The 20,616-nt window shown below is 69.1% G+C and carries 20 protein-coding genes; 10 read left to right on the top strand and 10 right to left on the bottom strand.

The genetic code is table 11. The features are described 5' to 3' along the window. Positions 1 to 139: 139 nt before the first annotated feature. Positions 140 to 490 carry a hypothetical protein gene (locus tag ACYQ5L_RS21305; protein ID WP_459959522.1) on the top strand — a complete coding sequence of 117 codons (351 nt, stop codon included), beginning with the start codon at positions 140 to 142 and terminating at the stop codon, positions 488 to 490. On the opposite strand, the gene ACYQ5L_RS21300 is transcribed toward ACYQ5L_RS21305, so the two are convergent. Together ACYQ5L_RS21300 and ACYQ5L_RS21295 are read right to left on the bottom strand one after the other, a co-directional pair. After that, entirely contained in the window at positions 468 to 1,172 is a 705-nt protein-coding gene (locus tag ACYQ5L_RS21300) for an SGNH/GDSL hydrolase family protein (protein ID WP_459959520.1), read from the bottom strand. The two genes, ACYQ5L_RS21305 and ACYQ5L_RS21300, sit on opposite strands and share 23 nt — an antisense overlap. After that, the gene (locus ACYQ5L_RS21295) at positions 1,169 to 2,611 is read right to left on the bottom strand and encodes an MFS transporter (protein ID WP_459959519.1); all 1,443 of its coding nucleotides are present in this window, start codon (positions 2,609 to 2,611) and stop codon (positions 1,169 to 1,171) included. The genes ACYQ5L_RS21300 and ACYQ5L_RS21295 overlap by 4 nt, the downstream gene beginning before the upstream one ends. Before the next feature lie 120 nt (positions 2,612 to 2,731). Between ACYQ5L_RS21295 and ACYQ5L_RS21290 the strand changes: the two genes are divergently transcribed. Next, positions 2,732 to 3,361, top strand: a complete 630-nt coding sequence (locus tag ACYQ5L_RS21290) for a TetR/AcrR family transcriptional regulator (protein WP_459959518.1) — start codon at positions 2,732 to 2,734, stop codon at positions 3,359 to 3,361. An 84-nt stretch (positions 3,362 to 3,445) separates the two neighbouring features. Here ACYQ5L_RS21290 and ACYQ5L_RS21285 read toward each other — a convergent pair whose 3' ends face one another. The 4 genes from ACYQ5L_RS21285 to ACYQ5L_RS21270 form a co-directional block, all read right to left on the bottom strand. Continuing rightward, positions 3,446 to 3,778, bottom strand: coding sequence for a YnfA family protein (locus ACYQ5L_RS21285; RefSeq protein ID WP_459959517.1), 333 nt, complete (start codon positions 3,776 to 3,778; stop codon positions 3,446 to 3,448). Between the two features lie 55 nt (positions 3,779 to 3,833). Further along, positions 3,834 to 5,069, bottom strand: coding sequence for a Dyp-type peroxidase (locus ACYQ5L_RS21280; RefSeq protein WP_459959516.1), 1,236 nt, complete (start codon positions 5,067 to 5,069; stop codon positions 3,834 to 3,836). Then, positions 5,062 to 5,625 carry a copper chaperone PCu(A)C gene (locus ACYQ5L_RS21275; protein WP_459959515.1) on the bottom strand — a complete coding sequence of 188 codons (564 nt, stop codon included), beginning with the start codon at positions 5,623 to 5,625 and terminating at the stop codon, positions 5,062 to 5,064. The genes ACYQ5L_RS21280 and ACYQ5L_RS21275 overlap by 8 nt, the downstream gene beginning before the upstream one ends. Before the next feature lie 91 nt (positions 5,626 to 5,716). Next, positions 5,717 to 6,268 (bottom strand): hypothetical protein, encoded by a 552-nt coding sequence (locus ACYQ5L_RS21270; RefSeq protein ID WP_459959514.1) that lies wholly within the window; start codon positions 6,266 to 6,268, stop codon positions 5,717 to 5,719. Positions 6,269 to 6,434: 166 nt separating this feature from the next. Between ACYQ5L_RS21270 and ligA the strand changes: the two genes are divergently transcribed. Together ligA and ACYQ5L_RS21260 are read left to right on the top strand one after the other, a co-directional pair. After that, positions 6,435 to 8,426, top strand: coding sequence for an NAD-dependent DNA ligase LigA (ligA, locus tag ACYQ5L_RS21265; protein ID WP_459959513.1), 1,992 nt, complete (start codon positions 6,435 to 6,437; stop codon positions 8,424 to 8,426). Between the two features lie 62 nt (positions 8,427 to 8,488). Next, positions 8,489 to 9,310 carry a crotonase/enoyl-CoA hydratase family protein gene (locus ACYQ5L_RS21260; protein WP_459959512.1) on the top strand — a complete coding sequence of 274 codons (822 nt, stop codon included), beginning with the start codon at positions 8,489 to 8,491 and terminating at the stop codon, positions 9,308 to 9,310. A gap of 153 nt (positions 9,311 to 9,463) precedes the next feature. Here ACYQ5L_RS21260 and ACYQ5L_RS21255 read toward each other — a convergent pair whose 3' ends face one another. Further along, the gene (locus tag ACYQ5L_RS21255) at positions 9,464 to 9,733 is read right to left on the bottom strand and encodes a hypothetical protein (RefSeq protein WP_459959510.1); all 270 of its coding nucleotides are present in this window, start codon (positions 9,731 to 9,733) and stop codon (positions 9,464 to 9,466) included. Positions 9,734 to 10,520: 787 nt separating this feature from the next. Between ACYQ5L_RS21255 and ACYQ5L_RS21250 the strand changes: the two genes are divergently transcribed. Continuing rightward, positions 10,521 to 10,880, top strand: coding sequence for an epoxide hydrolase N-terminal domain-containing protein (locus ACYQ5L_RS21250; protein ID WP_459963492.1), 360 nt, complete (start codon positions 10,521 to 10,523; stop codon positions 10,878 to 10,880). A 90-nt stretch (positions 10,881 to 10,970) separates the two neighbouring features. Here ACYQ5L_RS21250 and ACYQ5L_RS21245 read toward each other — a convergent pair whose 3' ends face one another. Next, positions 10,971 to 11,654: a GAP family protein gene (locus ACYQ5L_RS21245; protein WP_459963491.1), complete on the bottom strand. Its 684-nt coding sequence runs from the start codon at positions 11,652 to 11,654 to the stop codon at positions 10,971 to 10,973. Positions 11,655 to 11,818: 164 nt separating this feature from the next. Between ACYQ5L_RS21245 and ACYQ5L_RS21240 the strand changes: the two genes are divergently transcribed. The 3 genes from ACYQ5L_RS21240 to ACYQ5L_RS21230 all read left to right on the top strand — a co-directional run bounded on the left by ACYQ5L_RS21240 (position 11,819) and on the right by ACYQ5L_RS21230 (position 15,952). Then, a complete protein-coding gene (locus ACYQ5L_RS21240) occupies positions 11,819 to 12,508 on the top strand; it encodes a response regulator (RefSeq protein ID WP_459959508.1) in 690 nt (229 codons plus the stop codon). A 143-nt stretch (positions 12,509 to 12,651) separates the two neighbouring features. Further along, positions 12,652 to 13,581, top strand: coding sequence for a HAMP domain-containing sensor histidine kinase (locus tag ACYQ5L_RS21235; protein ID WP_459963490.1), 930 nt, complete (start codon positions 12,652 to 12,654; stop codon positions 13,579 to 13,581). Positions 13,582 to 13,654: 73 nt separating this feature from the next. After that, positions 13,655 to 15,952: a DUF4153 domain-containing protein gene (locus ACYQ5L_RS21230; RefSeq protein ID WP_459959506.1), complete on the top strand. Its 2,298-nt coding sequence runs from the start codon at positions 13,655 to 13,657 to the stop codon at positions 15,950 to 15,952. 85 nt (positions 15,953 to 16,037) lie between these two features. Here the strand turns inward: ACYQ5L_RS21230 and ACYQ5L_RS21225 are convergent, their stop codons facing one another. Next, a complete protein-coding gene (locus ACYQ5L_RS21225) occupies positions 16,038 to 17,003 on the bottom strand; it encodes a TIGR03619 family F420-dependent LLM class oxidoreductase (protein WP_459959504.1) in 966 nt (321 codons plus the stop codon). Between the two features lie 9 nt (positions 17,004 to 17,012). On the opposite strand from ACYQ5L_RS21225, the gene ACYQ5L_RS21220 reads away from it, so the two are divergent. Together ACYQ5L_RS21220 and ACYQ5L_RS21215 are read left to right on the top strand one after the other, a co-directional pair. After that, positions 17,013 to 17,570 carry a sugar O-acetyltransferase gene (locus ACYQ5L_RS21220; protein WP_459959503.1) on the top strand — a complete coding sequence of 186 codons (558 nt, stop codon included), beginning with the start codon at positions 17,013 to 17,015 and terminating at the stop codon, positions 17,568 to 17,570. A gap of 168 nt (positions 17,571 to 17,738) precedes the next feature. After that, the gene (locus ACYQ5L_RS21215) at positions 17,739 to 19,697 is read left to right on the top strand and encodes a CocE/NonD family hydrolase (protein ID WP_459959501.1); all 1,959 of its coding nucleotides are present in this window, start codon (positions 17,739 to 17,741) and stop codon (positions 19,695 to 19,697) included. Here ACYQ5L_RS21215 and ACYQ5L_RS21210 read toward each other — a convergent pair. Beyond that, on the bottom strand, positions 19,689 to 20,594 hold the full coding sequence (locus ACYQ5L_RS21210; RefSeq protein WP_459959500.1) for an NAD(P)-binding domain-containing protein: 906 nt from the start codon (positions 20,592 to 20,594) through the stop codon (positions 19,689 to 19,691). The two genes, ACYQ5L_RS21215 and ACYQ5L_RS21210, sit on opposite strands and share 9 nt — an antisense overlap. Positions 20,595 to 20,616: the final 22 nt, after the last annotated feature.

Here is a 20,616-nt window from a genome sequence, read left to right as displayed (position 1 = left end):
GCACCGCCCCCCGGCGAGTGCCCTCAGCCGCCGCCCGCCGGTCTGCGGTGCGCGGCAGGGCCCCCTGAGAGCCCCGAGAGTTGGGAAACTTGTACTACCGAATGTCGTAATCCGGGGTTGATCAACTACGGTATGGCGCATGGACTTCGTCTACAACCTGATGGTCGTGGCGCATTTGCTCGGTATGGCGGCGGTGGTCGGCGGGTACGCCGCCTCCCAGCCGCGGGTGTCGGAACTGATGGTGTGGGGCGCGCGGGCCCAGCTGATCACCGGCATCATCCTGGTGGGTATGGCCGAGTCGATCGACTCGCTCGGCAAGGATCCGAATATGACGAAGATCGGCGTGAAACTCGTTGTCTCCGTGGCCGTTGCGGCCTTCGCGGAGATGGGGCGGGCCGATGCCAAGCGCGGTAAGGCGGTGCCGTGGATGACCCACGCCGCCGGCGGCCTGGCCATTGTCAACGTCTTCATCGCCACGCTGTGGAGCTGACCGCCGCATAGGACTTCGCCATCTCGGCGGCGACCACCGCCTGACCGGCCATGGTCAGGTGGATACGGTCGGCGCTGAGCCAATCCGGCCGCAATCTGGCCGGATGGGACCAGAACTCGGTGAGGATGGCGTCGTGGCGGGCGGCCACGCGGCGCACGCTCTCGGCGAAGCCCGCGAACAGCGGGCGCAGCGGCCGCAGTGCGCCGGTGAACGAGTCGGCCAGGGTGAACAGCGACAGCCGCGCGCCGGTGGCGGCGACGGCCAGGCACAATTCGTCGAGGTCGCGTTCGACCAGGGCGAGATCGGCGTTCTTACGGAACAGGTCGTTGCCGCCGCAGCTGATGTGCACCAGATCCGGCTGGAAATCGACCAGGCTCGGGAACTGTTCGGCGGCCACCTCCGGAATGGTCGCGCCGATGCGGCCGGTATTGAGGTACGCCGTCTCCGGATGGGCGGCGGTCAGCCAGCGCGCCAGGCGATGCCCCCACGGAATGGGTTCGTAGCCGGTCACCGGATCGCCGACGCCCGCCGCGGTGGAATCGCCGATAATGGCGAAACGCCGCCACGGGACCAGTCCCAGCACAGCCCGGCCGTCCGAATCCGGCAGGCACATCGGATCATTGGCTTCGGTGCGCACCTCGGGATCGGCGATCACCTCGGTGTGGATGTTGTTGCGGATCATGCGTTTACCTCCTCGGAACGAACGGGCAGGGCCGCCAGTATGGCGGCCGCGAGCGCGATGGCGGCACAGACGGCGAACAGGGTGTGGAAGGCGGTGAGCCCGTCCTCTGGATTCGCCGCGAACACGGCGGCCAGGACGGCGACGCCGAGCGCCCCGCCGGACTGGCGGGCGGTGAGGTTCATGCCGATTCCGGCGGCGAATTGCCGCGGCGGCAGCGAACGCGCGGCCATGGTGGCCAGCACGGTGATGAGCAGGCCGATCCCGCCGCCGCCGAGGATTCCGGCAGGAACCCACGCCGACCAGAACGCCGGGGTCGCATTCCAGGCGCCGGTGCTCATGTAGAAGGTGGACGCCGCGAACAACAGCGCACCGGCGACGGCGAGCGGGCGGTTCCAGCGCTCGGGCGCCCGCCCGGCCAGCACGGCCGTGACCATGGCCGCGATGGCGCCGACGGTCATGGCGCCCGCCGAGGTGAGCACCGAGTAGTGCCAGACGGCGTCGAGCCAGATCGGCCCGGCCAGCAGCCACGCGAACATGGTGGCGCCGAAGACGAAAGCGACCGCATTGACGAGCGCGTAGCGGTGATGCCGCCACAACCCGACCGCAATGGCCGGGCGCGGATGCCGCCGCGACCGCCACAGCGCGAGGGCCAGCAGCGCGAGTCCGCCGAGCCCGCACACGAGTGTGCGCCACGACCCCCAATCCCATTGCTGTCCTTGGGTGACCGCGGCGACGACGGCCCCGATGCCGAGTCCGGTGGCGAGGGTTCCGATCGGGTCGGGCAATCCGTCACCGTGCCGCACATCCTTGGCGGTCAGGCGCCAGGCGAGCGCGACGAGCACGGCGGTGACGGGCACGTTCACCACGAAAACCGAACGCCACCCGAACCATTCGACCAGCGCCCCACCGGCGGCCGGGCCCACGGTGGCGGCGAACCCACCGGCGGCGGTCCAGGCGGCCATGGCCACGCCGACGCGTGCGGCGGGCGTCACGCTCAGCACCACGCCCAGTCCCGCGGGAATCAGGAATGCCGCGGTCGCGCCCTGCGCGAACCGGCCCGCAATGAGCCATTCGGCGCCCGGCGCGAGCCCGCACAGCAGTGAGGTGAGCGCGAATCCGGCCAGGGCGTACAGGAATACGCGCGCCCGGCCCAGCGCATCGGCCAGCTGCCCCGCCGGGGTCAGAAATGCGGCGAATGCGACGGCATACCCGCTGACCACCCAGGTGAGGCTGGTCGCGGAGGTCTCCGGGAAGTCGCGGGTGATCGCCGGGAAAGCGATATTGACGACGGAGAGATCGAGAAAGGCGACGAATGCCGCACCGCAGGCGACCAGGAGCGCGCGGCGCGCGGTGCGATCCGGTGCGGGAGTCGCGGGCGGAGGAGCGGAGGGCGGGAGGTCGGCGGATGCGGCGTGCTGCCGCGGCGTCAACTCGGTCATGGAAGGACTTTCGAGGCGAGGAGCTGCGAGGCGAGGTCAAACTGTACGCACGATCGTGCGTTTTGTTGAAAAGTACGACCGATCGTGCTTTTTTGCAAGAGTTGATGCCAGAATGGAGACGTGCCCGAGCCGACCACCTCCGCCGAAGCGCAGATATCCGATCAGCGCCTGCTCAAAGGCGCCCGCGCCCGCGCCACCATTGCCCGCCACGCCGCCGACGTCGCCTCCGCCGAGGGCCTGACCGGCCTGAGCCTGGGCCGTCTCGCCACCGACCTCGGCGTGAGCAAGAGCGGCGTGGCAACCCTGTTCGGCACCAAGGAGAAACTCCAGCTGGCCGCCGTCGAATCCGCCCGCGAGGTCTTCATCCAGCACGTCATCGTCCCGGCCCTGGGTCAGGACAAGGGCATGCCCCGCCTGCGCGCCCTCATCGACAACTGGTTCGCCTACATTGCCGAGCCGGTCCTGCCCGGCGGTTGCTTCCGCGTCCAGAGCGCCGCCGAGTTCGACTCCCGCCCCGGCCCCGTCCGCGACGCCCTCGCCGCCGACCGCGCCGATTGGTTCGCCTTACTGGAGAAGGAAATCCGCCGCGCCCAGGATCAGGGCCACCTCACCGCCCACGACCCGCACGCCCTGGCCTTCCAGCTCGACGCCATCGTCGCCGCCGCCAATACCGCCGCCCAGATGGGCGAGGACTCCGCCCTCACCACCGCCCGCGGCATCATCGACGCGCTGATCGGGGGGAATGCGTAATCGGTTCGCGGAGTGCAAGTGTGCACCGCGCGCGGGTGTGCAGTTTGCGTGCGATGCATGAATGCACGCTGTTCACAGGTGGTTTCACGTGGATCGGGGCGCGTACATGATGAGCGCCACACCGGCCAGGCAGATGAGGGCGCCGAGCACGTCCCAGCGGTCGGGGCGGAAGCCGTCGACGGCCATGCCCCACGCCAGGGAACCGGCCACGAACACGCCGCCGTACGCGGCGAGAATGCGGCCGAAGTTGGCATCGGGCTGCAGGGTGGCGACGAAGCCGTAGAGGCCCAGGGCAATCACGCCCGCGCCGATCCAGGCCCAGCCGCGGTGCTCGCGGACGCCCTGCCACACCAGCCAGGCGCCGCCGATCTCGGCGACGGCCGCCAGGGCGAAGAGCAGGATCGAACGCAGCACCATGATCAACAATCTAGGACCCGGCCGGGCCGCCCTCATGCGCGACCCGGCCGGAATCTCAACTGCCGGAGGAACCGGCCTCGAACAGCTGCTGACCCAGATAGCCGCCCGGCGCGGGGACGCCGGGCGGGATGGCGTACACGGCCGAACCGACCGGTACCGTCCACTGGTTGAGTGCGTCGAATTCATTGAGCCGCACCTGAACCGGCAGATACTGCGCATCGATATCGCGCTGGAACGAGGCGAACAGCAGACCCGAATTCGACACCTGACCCGGTGGCGGCGGATCGTCGTAGTTGTAGCCGCGGCGCAGGAAGCGCTCACCGTCGTGCTGGTGGTGGGCGCGCGCGATATGCGATGACGGCGGGATGACCGGGATGCCGTACTTGTCGACGGCGGTGAAGTCCGGGTCGTCGAACTCCTTCTCCCCGCCGAGCGGCGCGCCGTTGTCGACGCGCCGGCCCACGGTGATGGCGCGGGCATCGGCGTCGAGCTCGTCCCAGGTGTCGAGGATCATCTCGATGCGTCGCAACACCATGGAGGTGCCGCCCGCCATCCACGGCCGGTGGGAGCCGTCGTCCCATACCAGGCGATCGAAATCGATTGTGCCCGGGGCGATATTGACGGTCCCGTCCACCGAGCCCATGAGATTGCGCATGGTCTGCCCCTTGGCGGCATTGCGGAATCCCTGCTGCACCCATTTCACGGTGACCAGCGATTTCACATGCTTGGACAGCACGCGCACCGCATGCGAGACGGTGGTCGCCTCATCGGCGCAGATCTGCAGCATGAGATCGGTGCCGCCGTACGCGGGATCGAGACGGTCGATCTTCTCGAAGGCGGGCAAGGGCTTCAGCCAATGCGGGCGCAGATTCGACAGCCCCGCCTTGGCGAACAGCTCCGGCCCGAATCCCACGGTCACGGTGAGCCGGGCCGGGCGCGCGGCCAATTCCGGTTCGGTATCGGCGAGCGCGGGCTTGCCCTGGGTGAGCCGCGCCGCGTCATCGGTCCAGATCTTGAGCACGCCGATCACGTCCTGGCGATCGGCGCCCTCGACCAGGTCGTAGCCGACGAACGCCACATGATTCTGCGGATCGGTCTCGACCCCGGCCTGATGGGTCCCGTAGAACGAGACGGTCTCCTGCGCCGGATCCCGATCATGCTCGCGATGGGTGAGAGTGGCCGCACCCCAGCCGATTCCGGCCGCCCCGGCCGCGCCCGCCACGACGGCGCCGCCGCCGAGCAGACGCCGCCGGGAGAACCCCTTGGGATGCGGAGTATTCGGCTCAGCCACCGTGGGCGGCATTGTCGGCGCCGGGCTCGTAATTCTCCTTGCCGCCGGCGAAGTCGCGCACCTGCGCGGTGACGGTGGTGGTGGAGCCATCGGAGAAGGTCAGCGTGATGGGCGTCTCCGCGCCGGTGCGCAGCGGCTCCTTCAGCTCCATGAACATGAGGTGGTCGGCGCCCGGCTTCAGCGTGGCGGAGCCGTGCGCGGGAATGGTGAGCCCGCCTTCCTTGGGGCGCATGGTCTTGTCGCCGGTGGCCGAATCGGCGACGACCTCGTGGATCTCCACGCGCGCCGACACCGGGCTGGAGGCGGCGACCAGCTGCACCGGCTGGTCGCTGGAATTCTTCAGCTCGCCGAAGGCGGCCGACATGCCGCTGTCGGCGGCCTTGATCCACTGATCGTTCATGCTCACGCTGTCGGCGGCCTTACCGGCGGAGCTGCTCGACCCGGAATCCGAGGAACACGCGACGGGGAACACGGCGACGGCCGCGAGGGCGGCGACGGCGCCGAGACGGCGAGCGGTGGTGGCCGTACGCAGGCGGCCGAGAACAGACTTGGACACGAATCACTCCGAATCGTCGAAATAGACAGGGAATTCGCTCCGGGCGCGCGGCGCTACGCGGGTGTGTTCAGCACACGGAATGCGCCGGCTGCTATGCCGGAGTGAGGTGAAGAAGAGGATTCGTGTTCCGAGGCGGTCCGCGGCGTCCGATGCCGGGGCTCACCAGTAGCCGCCGCGCCATGGCCCGCTCATCGGCGGCGAACGCGCGCCCGGGTCGTTCCGGCGGCACCGGCGCGAGCCCCAACGCGACAATGAACCGCCGCAGGCTCGTGATCGCCCGCCGCACCCCGGCTTCGGCCGCCGAGATGAGCACCGCGCCCACCGGAATGGCCACCAGGTGCGCGGCCACCATGAGCGGCGTCACCGAGTGATGATGATGCGTCGGCGAAACCGACAGCGCGACATGCCCGATGGCTTGTCCGACCGTCAGCATCCCCATGAGCGCGGCGACCCCGCCCCGCGGCCGCACCGATCCGACCACCACCCCGATCAGCGCACACGCCGCGACGAGCAACGCCACCGACGAGCCATCCGGCGTAGTCGTCCCGCCGCCGAGGGCATGCGCGAAAATCGCGACCGCCCCCGAGGCCGCGCCGACCCCAGCGCCGCGCAGGCGCGCGGTGTGATCGGTCGGTGAGGGCACCCGAATATGCTACGACCGCGCGTAGTCGGTACCGCGCTCAGGTGGTATGACCGGCGTCTCTGCTTCGGACCGCCGTGCTTGTTCAGCTCCGGGGCCGATCTCCGCATGGCAGACGAGGCCGTCAACCATGACGTCCATGTCGGTCGGTTTGGGTAGCGTCGGTGCCGTGGAAATTGGGGAACGTATCCAAGAGCTGGCGGACCGGATCGTGGCGTTGCGGGACGCCTACTACCAGGGCTCGCCGCTGGTCGCCGATGCCGAGTACGACGGGATCGAGGATGAACTGCGCGAGTTGATCGCGGGCCATCCCGAACTCGCGCCCGATCCGAATCCGCTGGAGCAGGTCGGCGCGCCCGCGGTGCTGCACGCGCCGATCCGGCATTCGCGGCCGATGCTGTCGCTGGAGAAGGCGACCAAGCCCGAGCAGGTTGAGGCCTTCTTCAACCGGTTCCCCGGCCAGTCGGTGGTGGTGATGCCCAAGCTCGACGGGCTGTCGCTGGCGCTGGTCTTCGAGGACGGGCGGTTCGCGCGGGCCGTGACCCGGGGTGACGGCACCACCGGTGACGACGTGACGATGCTGGTGCGGGCGCTGGTCGACGGCGTTCCCGAGCGCATCGACGCACCGGGGCGGGTGGAGGTGCGCGGTGAGGCGGTCATGCTGCGGTCGACGTTCGCGGCGTACAACACCGCGCATCCGGACAAGCCGCTGATCAATCCGCGCAATGCGGCGGCGGGCACGCTGCGGGCCAAGGATCCGGCCACGGTGGCCGAGCGGCGCCTGCAGTTCTTCGGCTTCGACCTGGATGCCGCCGCGGGCGGCGCGGCGGTCGATCTGGAGGAGGGGCTGCTGGCGCTGGGCATCACCGGCGCGCGGATGCGGCATTGCTCCGACGCCGAGCAGGCGCAGGCTGCGATCTCCGCGATCGAGAACGGTCGCAATGACCTGGACTACGACCTCGACGGCGCGGTGCTGCGGCTGGCCGACCGGGATGCCTACGCGGCGGCCGGAACTCGATCGAACTCCCCGCGCGGCGCGCTGGCGTTCAAGTTCGCCGCCGAAGAGAAGACCACACTGCTGCGCGAGGTCGTCTGGGATGTCGGCAAGACGGGCAAGATCGTCCCGGTCGCCTGGCTGGAGCCGGTGTTCGTGGGCGGCACCACGGTCACCAAGGCCACCCTGGCCAACCAGGAGGTGATCCGCGCCCGCGACATCAAGGTCGGCGACACGGTTCTGGTGCGCCGCGCGGGCGATGTGATCCCGTTCGTGGCGGGCGTGCTCGACGCCGCCAAGCGCACGGGCGAGGAACGCGAGATCATCCCGCCCACCGCCTGCCCCTCCTGCGGGCAGCCGGTGACCGAACAGGGCAATAGCCGAGAGTTGTTCTGCACCAATGTCTCCTGCCCCGCACAGACGGTTCGCAGGCTCATCCACTGGGCCTCCCGCGCGGCCGCGGACATCGACGCCATCGGGCCGGTATGGATCGAGCGCCTGGCCGAGGCGGGCATCCTCACCAGCCCCTCGGACTTCTACACCCTGACCAAGGAACGCCTGCTCGAATTCGACCGCGTCGGCGAGGTTTCGGCGCAGCGCATGATCGACTCGATCGATGCGAGCCGTTCGGTCGGCCTGCGCCGCGCTCTCATCGGCCTGGCCATCCCCATGGCCTCCGACGGCACCGCGGCCCGCTTGGCCCGAGCCGGATTCGGCTCCCTGGAAGAAGTCGCCGACGCGGGCGAGGAACGCCTGGTCGCGGTGGACGACATCGGCGCGAAGGTCGCCGCCTCCCTGGTCACCCACCTGACCCGCCTGCGCCCGGAGCTCGAGCGCCTGCGCGCGGCGGGCGTCTCCCTGGACGTGCGCGAGGAGGACCTGCCCCCGGTCGTCGCCGCCGGCGCGCCGCTGGAGGGCAAGACCGTGGTGATCACCGGCGCCATCAGCGACCCGCGTTCCGGCGAGAAGGTCGCCCGCCCGGCCTTCCAGCGCCTGTGTGAGCAGGCGGGCGCGACGGCGGCCTCCTCGGTCTCGGCGAATACCGACATGCTCATCACCGGCGCGGGAGTCGGCGACAGCAAGCTGACCAAGGCGGAGAAGCTCGGCGTCGAGGTCGTCGACCAGGGCGAGATCTGGAAACTGCTGATCGCCGCCAACGTGGTCTAGAGCGGGTCGGACGCTGGCGTGGACCCATTGAAGTAGACCGATTGGTTTACTACGCTCTTTTCATGACCACGCCGACCGTCCTCACCGAACGCAGCGGGCACATCCTGACGATCACCCTGAACCGTCCGGACAAGCTCAATGCCTTCGACTTCCCGATGCTGCGCGAACTGGCCGAGGCCTACACCGAACTCGCGCACGACAAGACCCTGCGCGTCGGCGTCCTGCGCGCCGAGGGCCGCTACTTCACCAGCGGCCTCGACCTCGCCGCCCTGGCCCCGAAGCTGCCGCAGGAGGTCCTGTCCCAGCTCAATCCCTTTCCCTTCGAGCTGGTCCGGGGCCTGGTGCCCAAGGGTGGAGTCGATCCCTGGGGCATCACCACCCCGCTGTGCCGCAAACCGATCGTGACCGCCGTCGAAGGCCGCTGCTTCACCCTCGGCATCGAACTCCTCCTGGCGGCCAGCATCAATGTCGCCGACACCTCGGCCACCTTCACCCAATACGAGGTCAGCCGCGGCCTGTTCCCCTTCGGCGGCGGCACCGTCCGCTGGCCCCTGGCCGTCGGCACCCACAACGCCAACCGCTGGACCCTCACCGGCGACGAGTTCCCCGCCACCGAAGCCCACCGCATCGGCCTCATTCAAGAACTCACAGAACCGGGCCAGGCCGTGCCCAAAGCCCACGAAATCGCCGAAACCATTGCCCGCCAAGCCCCTTTGGGCGTCGAAACCATCCTCCGCAACGGCCGCCTCGCCCAGGACAAGGGCGCCGCGAAGGCCATCGGCAAGATCCGCATGGAATTCGCCCGCATCCTCACGACCAAGGACCTCCGCCGCGGCTTCCAAGCCTTCAAGAACCGCGAACAAGCCCGCTTCGAGGGAAACTGACTGCTCGGGTTCTAGCGATCGACTCTGCCGGTAAGGCCGCCGATCCGCGTATCGAGATTATCGGCGGAGATCACCGCGCAGAGGATGTCACCGCTCGGCACCATCCAGTAGTTCAGATGGCTGTTCCTCGACAGGATTTCGCCCAGCTCCCGTTTACAGAAGCCCCAGGCGTCGAGCCCCCCCGGCGGGATCCCGCTCGATGGCGGAGTCGTCCGCTTCGAGGATCACTTCGCCGTAATGCGGTTCCGAGCACGGCTTCAGGTGTACCGCTTCGTCGAATCGAGCGCTGTAGTCCCAGCAGTCGCCGACCTGGAGGTATGTGTGATCCTTGGACCCGCCGTCGTAGTAGTACAGCACCACCGCGCCGACCGTGAGCACGACTGTGGCGACGAGTGTTACGACGACGGTGGCGAGGATTCGCATGGTCGAGATCTCCAGTTGTCCTGTACGTCAACCGAAATGGTGTGCCTATCCATCCGAGCTCATTTCGGCGGGGTGGCGGGTCCGCTGACCGAAACGGTAGCCGACGGGGATTCCCGCGGCAGGGGCTTGGTTACCACGGGGAAACTCACGCGAGAGTTCCCGACCGGCGCGGGCGACGGATGACCCGGAAACACAACAAGGCCGGCAACGACCAGCGAGACCGCTGCGAAAACGCCGGCGACCGGTCGAATGAAGTCCGGCCACAGCTCGCGCGCCGACCGCGCCACCGATCCGGATATATCAGGCATGTTCCGCTCCCTACCGCGCCGGAGCCTTCACCGATCAGTCGCCCGGCAGACAGCATCCGTTACAACCGGAGCGAAGTCCAACAGGCGTGAATCTCCGTAACCGACAGCAAGTTTTGAGGAAGGCAACCCGACCGTAGGGGAGTGCATTCGACGCTCGAGCGCATCCGCCATTGCCGCGATCGCACAGACCCCGCCAGTACGACGTGGCGGACAGCGAGACCGGCCGCGGCGCAGACCATCCGCTATGCCGCGACCCCGGGCGATCTGGAGTGGGCCGCCGCGGCGGCGAACGCACCATATTGCCGAGCTGGGTGCATCTTTCCTGGTGAGTCGATAGGTTCGCGGCAGCGAGGTGTGGTGGGTGACTCGATCTCCCTCGGGTGAACTAGGACAGGTTCTGGCCTGGTCGGTTCCTAGGTTGATCTGCATGAACGCTGACATCATTCCCTTCCGGATTCAGATTCCGCAGGTTGAGCTCGATGATCTGCGTGACCGTCTCGCCCGTACCCGCTCGCCCTGTCCGGTGTCCGGCGCCGGCGCGCGGTGGGACCACGGCCGCCTATTGGGCCGACGGATTCGATTGGCGAGCCCACGAAGCCGAGCTGAACGCGTCGCCGCATTTCGTGACCGAGCTCGACGGCCAGACTATCCATTTCCTGCATCTGCACTCGACCGAATCCAACGCGTTGTCGGCGGGCCTGGCCGACTCTCCGATCCCGCAACTGGCAACTGACACCGTTGCCAGGAAGGCTGTCGTCTCGATGATTCGGCCGAGAGGGCAGCCTTGCTCGCGGACAGCGCGAATGGCTCCGGCGACGGAACGTGCGGCGGCATTCTGAAACGGCGTCGACCGGGAACTGGTGGCGGCAAAATGCGAGAAGGATCCGCCACCAGTTCCCGGTCGATGGTGTTTCGGTTTGGGTGGTCGGCTAGAGGGACGAGTGATTCCGGAAGGCATCGACAATGAGTACGGTGCCGAAGACCAGGAAGAGGGCGCGAACCGATAGGGGGCCGAAGCGGCGGAGCCCTCGGACGAGGGCGCGGTAGGAGCGTTGTGCGCGGGGGGAGGTGCGGGTTGCGGTGAATAGCACCAGGATTGGCGGTAGCAGGGCGATCAGGCAGTATGCGGCTACGATCAGTGGCCAGAGTGGGGGTCTTGGTTCTCGGACTGTGAGCATTGCCAGGGCTGCCAGGTAGGGGACTGCCGTGGGGGCTTGGCCGAGGCCGACGCCCGCTCCGATCAAGCCGAGCATCCAGGGTCGGCGGCGTGCTTCGACTACCCAGGGTGGTGTTGCGCCTGTGGTGGCGACCGGTAGTCGAATGGCCCCGAGGATCACGAGGATTGCACCGACGACGAGTTCTCCCCAATAGCGAACAGTCGGCGTGATGTCGAAGGCGACGAGGTCGGTCAGGAAGCTCAGCCCGAGTACGGTGCAGATTCCGAAAGCGGTTGTGACAGTGAAGATTCCTGTAATGAAGGCCAATGCTCCCGGTACCGGGGAGCGACGGCTCAGGCGGCTGTCGACGACCACCGCGGCGGTGATCCCTATGTTCAGGACGTGGAGGGAATCGAGGAAGGCGAACCCTGCAAGTGCCAGTAATAAGGTCAACATGACCCTACCGACCATACGGTAGGTAACGATTCGGTTCGGCAGCACGGTGTGACCTGCGGATATCCAGCTCGGGCCGGATTTGCCGGCCTGCTGTGGGGGCGTCTCCACAAGATCTTCACAATCGATGCAACGCATCTCCACGCCGACCTCATAGGGTCACCTGCATGGAACACAGCCAGCAGCGCACCGGGCGACGGATTCTGGTGGTGGAGGACGAGCCCACCATTGCCGAATCCGTGGCCGCTCGGCTGCGTGCCGAGGGGTTCACCGTGGATCTCGCGCACAATGGGCCCGCGGCCGTGGCGGCGGCGGAGGATCTGGATCCGGATCTGGTCGTGCTCGATGTGATGCTGCCGGGGTTCGACGGGCTCGAGGTGTGCCGGCGGATTCAGGCTCGGCGGCCGGTGCCGGTGCTCATGCTCACGGCGCGGACGGATGAGACCGATGTGCTGGTGGGGCTCGGGGTGGGGGCGGACGACTACTTGACCAAGCCGTTCTCCATGCGGGTGCTCACCGCTCGCGTGCACGCGTTGCTGCGGCGGGTCGAGCGGACGGCCGAGTCGGGAGCGACCCTGGTCGTGGGCGACCTACGCATCGATATCGATCAGCGGCGGGTGTGGCGGGCCGATGCCGAAACTCAGCTCACGCCATTGGAATTCGAGTTGCTCGTGCATCTGGCGCGGCGGCCGCGGACCGTGCTGGCCCGGGAACGACTGCTCAGCGAGGTGTGGGGGTGGGCCGACGCGTCGGGCACGCGCGCCGTCGATTCCCACGTCAAGGCCCTGCGCCGCAAGCTCGGCGCGGATCTGATCCGCACGGTGCACGGCGTCGGCTATGCCCTGGAGGCGCGATGACGCCGGAGCGGGGACCAGCGCTGAGCACGAGCGAAACGCTTCCGTTCAAGGTCCGCGTGCGCGCCGCCGCCGACAAGCTGTCGGCCTGGTTGCCGCGGCCGCTCGATCGGGTGCGGTCGATCAAGCTGAAGCTGGCCATCCTCATGGTCGGCTCCGGTGCCGCCGCGTTCGGATACTTCGGCTGGCGGATCGGATGGCTGCCGCAGACCACCACCATCGGCGCCATGCTCATCGCGCTGGTGCTGTCGCAGATCCTCGCCCACGGCATGACATTGCCGCTGCGGCAGATGACCGCGGCCGCCAAACGCATGGCGCAGGGTGACTATTCGCATCGGGTGCTCGCCACCTCGCGCGACGAGGTGGGTCAGCTGGCCGAGGCCTTCAACCAGATGGCCGCCGATCTGGCCGCCGCCGACCAGCAGCGCCGCGACTTCATCGCGAACGTGTCCCACGAATTGCGCACGCCCATCACGGCATTGGGTGCGGTGCTGGAGAACCTCGTCGACGGCGTCGCCGAACCCGATCCGGCCACCCTGCGGACCGCGCTCGCCCAGACCGAGCGGCTGAGCCTACTGGTCTCCGAACTCCTCGCGCTGTCGAGCATCGAAGCCGGTGCGGTGCGCCTGGACCTGGAAACCACTCCGCTGCAACCCCTCCTGAAGGAGGTCGTCGCCGAAGCCGAGGTCATGGCCGCCGCCGTCGACCGCCCCGTCCGCTTCACCACACACCTCGCCACCCCCGGCCTCACCGTCCGCGCCGACAGCGCCCGCCTGCACCAGGTCCTGCTCAACCTCCTCGACAACGCCACCCGCCACGGCCCCGCCCACGGCGAAGTCCGCATCGAAGCCCACGCCCGCGGCGGGCACGTCGTCATCGAAGTCCAGGACGAGGGCCCCGGCATTCCACCGGCCGAACGCGCCCGCGTCTTCGAACGCTTCACCCGCGGCCGCACCACCAATGGCGGCACCGGCCTCGGCCTGGCCATCGCCCGCTGGATCGTCGAACTGCACGGCGGCACCATCGCCATCGCCGACCCGGGCTCCCGCATCCGGGTAACCCTCCCCACCTCCTGAAACGACATACCCACAACCACCTCTCGGCCCCACCCGGCCGCCGGGACGGTCCCGCACACGCAACGGAGAACCCATGCCCGACAACCCGACCCCCACCGACCCCGCCGATCCGGCCCCCACCCGCCCGAAGCGCAAACGCCCACCGGTCCTGCCCATCCAGCGCATGACACCCCGCGGCCCGGTCGACGCCCCCGCCGGACCCTCCGACGCAGCAGGGCAGCGCAGCGGAACGGCCACGGACCCGGCGAGTTCGGAAGCGGCGGCACCGGACTCCGAAACCGCGCTGACGACACGCACCCATGCGGTGGAGTCATCCACGCCCCAGGCGCAGGCGGCCTCGGTTCCCGCCACAGGTACCGGCACCGTCGCTTCCGCCACGCCACCTCCGCCGAGCGCTCCGGCACACGGCGGCAATGGCACTGTGTCCGAGGATCTGTTCGGCTCGGCGCCCTACCCGAGGGCTCCACTGCCGCCGCGTGTCCCACCGCGATCCATGCGCGTACCCCTGCCACGTGGCGCCTTGCTCGCCACAGCGCTCACGGGAATCGCCGCCGCCGTATTCATCCCGCTGGACCGCCCCGGCATCGGCTGGCTCCTTGCCGGTCTGGCGACAGCGGGCGCGGTGTACACGGTGGACCGTATGGCCCGACGCGCCACTCCGACCGACGCCACACCGGACAGCTCTCCGGCTGCCACTACGCCGAGCGGTTCGCCAGTCGCTGTCGCATCAGCCGGCTCTCTGGTCGTGGCAGGCGTGGCTTCGACGAGCTCTGAAAATGTAAGCAGGAACCCCGGAACCGGCGGGGCCGGTCGGGCACCCCGAACCTGTGGAGTCGCGCAGGGCGCCGGTGAGGGCGGTGGTTCCACCGCAGCCGATCACGAGATCGACGAGACTCGGGGTGTGCGGCCGGCTGCGGACGAGCAGTCCGGTGAAGAGCCGCAAGGCTTGCCGGCCCGGCCGAATGCTCAGGCTGAGCACGGCGAGGAAGCTGCGGTCGGCGAACGGCCGGCCCAGGGCGCTGGTATCGGCGCCGGCGTCGCCGCGTCGGCCGCGCGGAATTCCGGGGATCGCGGGTCACTCGAGTCGCTGCGCCGGTGGGCGCCGTTGTGGTGGACCGCGATTGCGTTGGGGCTCTTGGCTGTTGGGGCTGTGCGGGCGGCGGAGTGGTTGTTCGTGCTGTGTTTGCTGGGGGCGGCGGTGGCCGGGTCGCTGGCGGTGGTCAGGCGGTCGGTTTATGGGCTGGTGTTCGACATGGCGGCGGTGCCGGTGTCGGCGGTGATGTCGGTGCCGTGGCTGTATCGAGGGGTGCAGCGGGTGCGGGGGCGGCGGGTGTCGTCGGTGCAGCGGGTGGGGTGGTCGGTGGCGGCGACGGTGGGGGTGCTGCTGGTGTTCGTGCCGTTGCTGGCGGGGGCGGACGCGGTGTTCGCGCGGCTGGTGGAGAGCGTGGTGCCGGAGTTCGAGGTGGACTCGGTGGTGCGGTGGGTGTTCGTGGGGACCGTGGCGGGGTTGGGTGCGACGGGGGCGTTGTATCTGCTGGCGGGGCCGCCGCCGGCGGCGGCGGGGGAGTCGGATTCGGTTGCGGGGCGGCTGGTTCGGAGGCGGTGGTCGCGCATCGAGTGGGGGCTGCCGATGGGGGCGTTGACGGTGGTGTTCGCGGTGTTCGTGGGGACGCAGCTGGCGGTGCTGTTCGGCGGGGCGGAGTACGTGCGGCGCAATGCGGATCTCACGGTGGCGGAATATGCGCGCAGCGGGTTCTGGCAGCTGTCGATCGTCAGCATGCTCACCCTCGCGGTGATCGCGGTGGTGCAGACGTGGGCGGCGCAGGAACAGGCGCGGGATCGGCTGTGGCTGCGGGTGGCGGTGGCGGCGGTGAGCGTGCTGACGCTGGTGATCGTGGCTTCGGCATTGCACCGGATGTGGCTGTACCAGCAGTCGTTCGGGTTCACCGTGCTGCGGCTGCTGGTGGAGGTGTTCGAAGTGTGGATCGGGGTGGTGTATCTGCTGGTGCTGGCCAGTCTGGTGCGGTTGCGGCGGCAGTGGGTGCCGCGGGCCGCGATCGGCGCGGGCGCGGCCACCCTGCTGGTGCTGGCCGTCGTGAATCCGGAACTGCTCATCGCCGACCGCAATATCGATCGCTGGCTGGCGGGCACCACGGTCGCGGTCCACCCGGGCGAGGCGCAGTACACGGGTCGCCGGGAAACCACGCAGGACCTCGACATCGACTATCTGGGCGGGCTGTCCACCGATGCCCTGCCCGCCACCGACCGGCTGCCCGAACCGCAGCGCAGCGCGATCGAGAACGCCATCCGCCACGGCCTCGACGACGACACCTGGCAGGGCTGGAACCGGTCGCGTTCGGCCGCCCGCTGAGCCCGATCCCGGGCGCGGGCCCGTCCCCGGGAGGGAAGGGGACGGACCCGCGCCGAGATGGTGCGCCGCAAGGGGGAGTAACCGGTCAGGCGCGCAGCCGCGCCAGCAGCCCGAGCGCGATCTCCAGTGTCGCGTCGGCCGAGTCGGCGACATACATCGGATCGATGAAGTAGTCGTCGAATCCGGTGTCGGCGGCGACCTGTTCGATGGTGTCGGCGACCAGGCCCATATCGGTGCCCGCCGCGACATTCACGCGCAGGATCGTGGAGATGGCCCGCGGATCCCGCCCCGCCGCCTCCGCGGCGCGATCGATCACGGCCCGCAGCTTCAGCAGCTGCTTACCCCAGCCGGGCGGACCGGGTACGGGCACGACCGGCAGCCAGCCGTCGCCGCGGCGGCCGATGCGCGCCAACCCCTCGGCGCTGAACGCGCCCAGGTGAATCGGCGGCCGCGGCCGCTGCACCGGCTTCAGCTCGGTGCGATGCTCGGGCACGGTCACGAATCGCCCCTGATACGAGGCCGGATCGGTGGTCCAGATCGCTTCCAGCGCATCGAGAGTCTCGTCCAGTCGCGCCCCGCGATGGGTGAAGGGCACCCCCGCCGCCTCGTATTCCTCCGGCGACCAGCCGATCCCGAACCCGGGCACCAGCCGCCCGCTACTGACCACATCCAGGGTGGTCAGCGCCCGCGCCAGCACGGCGGGCCGATGCAGCGGCGCGATGAGCACATTGGTGCCCAGCCGGACTCGTTCGGTCACCGCGGCGGCGAGCCCGAGCACCAGGAACGGATCCAGCACGAGGTTGAACTCGTCGGGAATGGTGTCCTTGCCCGCGTACCCGACCTTCGGATCGGTGGCCGCGATCAGCCGCTCACCCACCCAGAGGCTGTCCGCGCCCGCCTTTTCCAGCTCGATCGCCAAACGCGGGATCTGTGCGCCTTCGCGGGCCTGCGGACCGTGCTGGGGAAGTGAGAAGCCGATTTTCACGTCTTCCTGGTTACCAGACGCCGGTAGCGCGGCCCGCCACGGCGGCATCCCCGGTGACGCACGCATGATGGGATCGTGAGCGAACATAAAGACCGCATGCTGGCCGGCGAGCTCTACCGCGACAATGATCCCGACCTCGTCGCCGAGCGGCTGCGCTGCGGGCAGCTGCTGGACAAGTTCAATGCGACCGGCGCGGGGGAGGACGCGCAACGCCGCACCATCCTGGAGGATCTGCTCGGCGGCATCGGGGAGGGCTCGTGGATCATGCCGCGCTTCCAATGCGATTACGGATACCTGATCCGGCTGGGCGACAACAGCTTCCTCAACTACGACGCCATCCTGATGGACTGCGCGCCCATCACCATCGGCAATGACGTCTCCATCGGCCCGCGCGCCCAGCTGCTGACCGCACTGCACCCGATGGAGGATCACGAATTGCGCCGCCGGCGCTGGGAAACCGCCGCCCCCATCACGATTGGCGACAATGTGTGGCTCGGCGGTGGCGTGATCGTCTGCCCCGGGGTGACGATCGGTGCGAACACCGTGGTCGGCGCGGGCAGTGTGGTCACCAAGGATCTGCCCGAAAAGGTCTTCGCCGCAGGCAATCCCGCCCGCGTCATCCGGACCCTGTGAATCTCGCGAAAGTCACTGTCCGGCAACGGTTCAACGACTGTCACGCTGCACAAACCCGGTCGCGGAATTCGAACGCTTTGCCGTAGTGACAGGATGCCCGGTGGCCCGCTACCGTCTGAGACAACGCGCTCGCGTGGTGGCGGGCCGCATCGGCAAAGGAGCCGAATCATGGCGCATCCGCACGAGTTCTCGCCGACCTCGCCCGCCCTGCCCGCGCGCGGCGTCCCGCTGCCGCCGAATGCGCGCTTCCCGCTGCAACCGGTGCGATACCCGCGCATCCGCCTGCACCGCGGGGTCGGAATCGAGTTGAGCGACGGCACGATTCTCTCCGCCGACATCACCCGTCCGGCCGACCGGCACGGCAATCCGGTCACCGATCCGCTGCCGGCCGTCATAACGCTCACGCCGTACAACAAGACGCTGATGACGCGTGCCAACCCGCTCATCAACGTGATCTCCGCGGTCGGGCCGCTCATCTATCGCGTGGTCCCGCCCTCCGCGCACGGGCGCGCGGGCGGGCGTGAGATGCTGCGCGCCCTCGGCGGCGGCGCCCTGGAATCGGTGCGCGCCAGCCGGACCCTGGTGTCCCGCGGCTACGTGCATGTCGCCGTCGATGTGCGCGGCACCGGAACCTCCACCGGCCGTATGGAAATCATGTCCGAGCGCGAGCAGCGCGATCACCTCGAGGTCCTGGACTGGGTGCGCGCCCAGTCGTGGTGCGACGGCGATCTCGCCATGACCGGCATCTCCTACCTGGCCATCACCGCCTTGCAGACCGCCGGGCACCGCCCGCCGGGCCTGAAAGCCGTGTTCGCGCTGGTCGGCTCCGAGGATCCCACCCGCGACATCATCCTCACCGGCGGCGTCCAATCCATGTTCACCCTCGGCTGGGTCGCCGGAGTCAATGGCATGAAATGGCTGCCCTCCATCCCCGGCCTGCTGAAATCCGGCGCCGCCCCGCGCTATCTGCGCGACCGACTGGCCAGCCCCTTCACGCGCCTCTCCGATATCGCGGGCGCCATGGTCGACGACCAGCACCGCGAGCACTTCTACACCGACGACGCCCGCACCCGCCGACCCAATCTGGAGAACTTCACCGCCGCCACCTGGATCCACGCCGGCTGGCACGATGTGTTCGCCCGCTCCGCGCCCGCCCTGCACCAGCGCCTCCAACTCCCGCCCGGCGCAGCCCAACTCGTCGTCGAGGACGGCTATCACGTCGGGCCCGGCACCGGTTTCGGCAGCCCGGATCATCCGCAACGCCTCGACGAACTGCAGTGCGCGTTCTTCGACCGCTGGGTCAAGGGCATCGACAATGGCATCGACGCATACGGGCCGGTCACCGTGCGCCAGCTCGGCGGCGACTGGGTCAGCCGCGATGCCTACCCGCATCCCGCCGCCCATGTGCACAGCTGGCAGCTGTCGGCCCGCCCCAGCGGCACCGCCGCGCACGCCGCCGCCGACGGCTCCCTCGGCGGCGACCCGGACCGGTATCCGCAGCGAATCCGCCTGCCCCGCAAGCGCCCCGCCATCGCCTCCCAGACCAGCAGCTGGATCCTCATGGGCCTGCCCACCCTGCTCGGCCGCGACTGGTCGGTCGACGATCGCGCCCACGAAGCCGGGGCCGCCACCTTCACCGGTCCGGCGCTCACCGGCGACCTGCTCATCTCCGGCCCGCTGAACCTGCACCTGCGCGTGGTCACCGGCGGCACCGACGCCTTCTGGGCCGTCACCGTCTGCGATGTGGCCCCCGACGGCGCCTCGACCGTCATCGCCCGCGGCGCGCTGCGGTCCACCCGCCGCGCCATCAGCGAAACCACCAGCCTGTACCGCGACGGCGAACTGCTCAGCCCCGACCACCCGCTCACCGCCGAATCGATCCTGCCCGTCAAACCCGGTCTGCCCCATGATCTCGACATCGACCTCACTCCCACCGAAGCCGTCCTGCGCACCGGGCATCGCCTGCGCGTGGCCGTGGCCCGCACCAGCTGGCCCCGCTACTTCCTGACTCCGGCGGTCGCCCGCCACATGAAGGATCAGACCATCGTGCTCGACCCCCGCCACCCGAGCCGCCTGACCTTTCTCGCCACTCCGCTCGCCACGGAAATCGCGGCGGAATCAGCGTGACCGGTTCAGATCGGTGAGGAGGTCATCGAGGGCCTTGCCGAGGGCCTCGGAATTGGCCGGGGTGAACCAGGTGGTGCGGATGCGCTCGTTGCTGCCCTTCGGCGTCTCGTGGTCGGCCGCGAGCCGGGGCAGCGAGCGGGTCTCATCGCCCAGGGACCGCCCGACGCCCTGAAACAGGCTGCGCACATAGCGATCCGCGTCCTCGGCGGCGACGCCGTGATCGGCGGCCCAGGACGCGAGCGTCGCGAGATACGAGTAGTGGGCGGTCAGCGTTCCCGTCAGCGCCGAGAACACATTGAACGCCGCCTCGTCCGCGACCGGAACCACCCCGCCCAAGCTCTCGAAGAGCTCATCGATCACCGGGTGCGCCGGATAGGTCACCGTCACCGAACGACGTTCCCGGATGGCGGGCAGCGGGATGGCCCGCACCAGCGCGGCATCGGTGCCCAGGGCGGTGCGCAGATCGTCATTGGCGACGCCCGCCATCACATTCACCACGATCTTGTCCGCGTCCACCCGCACCCCGGCGAGCGCTTCGCGCCGGTCGTCGCGCCGCACCGCGATGATCACCACATCCGAACTGTCCACGACGGCTTGATTGTCGGCGCACACCCGCACACCCCGATACCGCTCGGCCAGCTCCGCAGCCGTGCGGGCGCCACGCGGGGAGAGAAATACCTCGACCGACTCGTCGCCCCCGCTCCGCAGACCCGCGACCAGGGCCCGGCCGATCTCGCCGACCCCGATGATGCCGATGCGCTTCACTACCCATTCCTCCATAAGCTCGCTGACCGCGTACAGCAGTGTGACGTGATACCCGACCACGGTGACACGCGCACTGCTGCGCGGGGGAGCAGACCGGCCGCACCGCACGCCGTCGATCCGTGAAACCTCCACTGCCGCAATATGCCGCGCCGTA

The organism is Nocardia sp. IFM 10818 (assembly GCF_054655275.1).
Note: the sequence above shows the minus strand (reverse complement) of the source record. Positions and strands in the feature narration are given on the sequence as shown.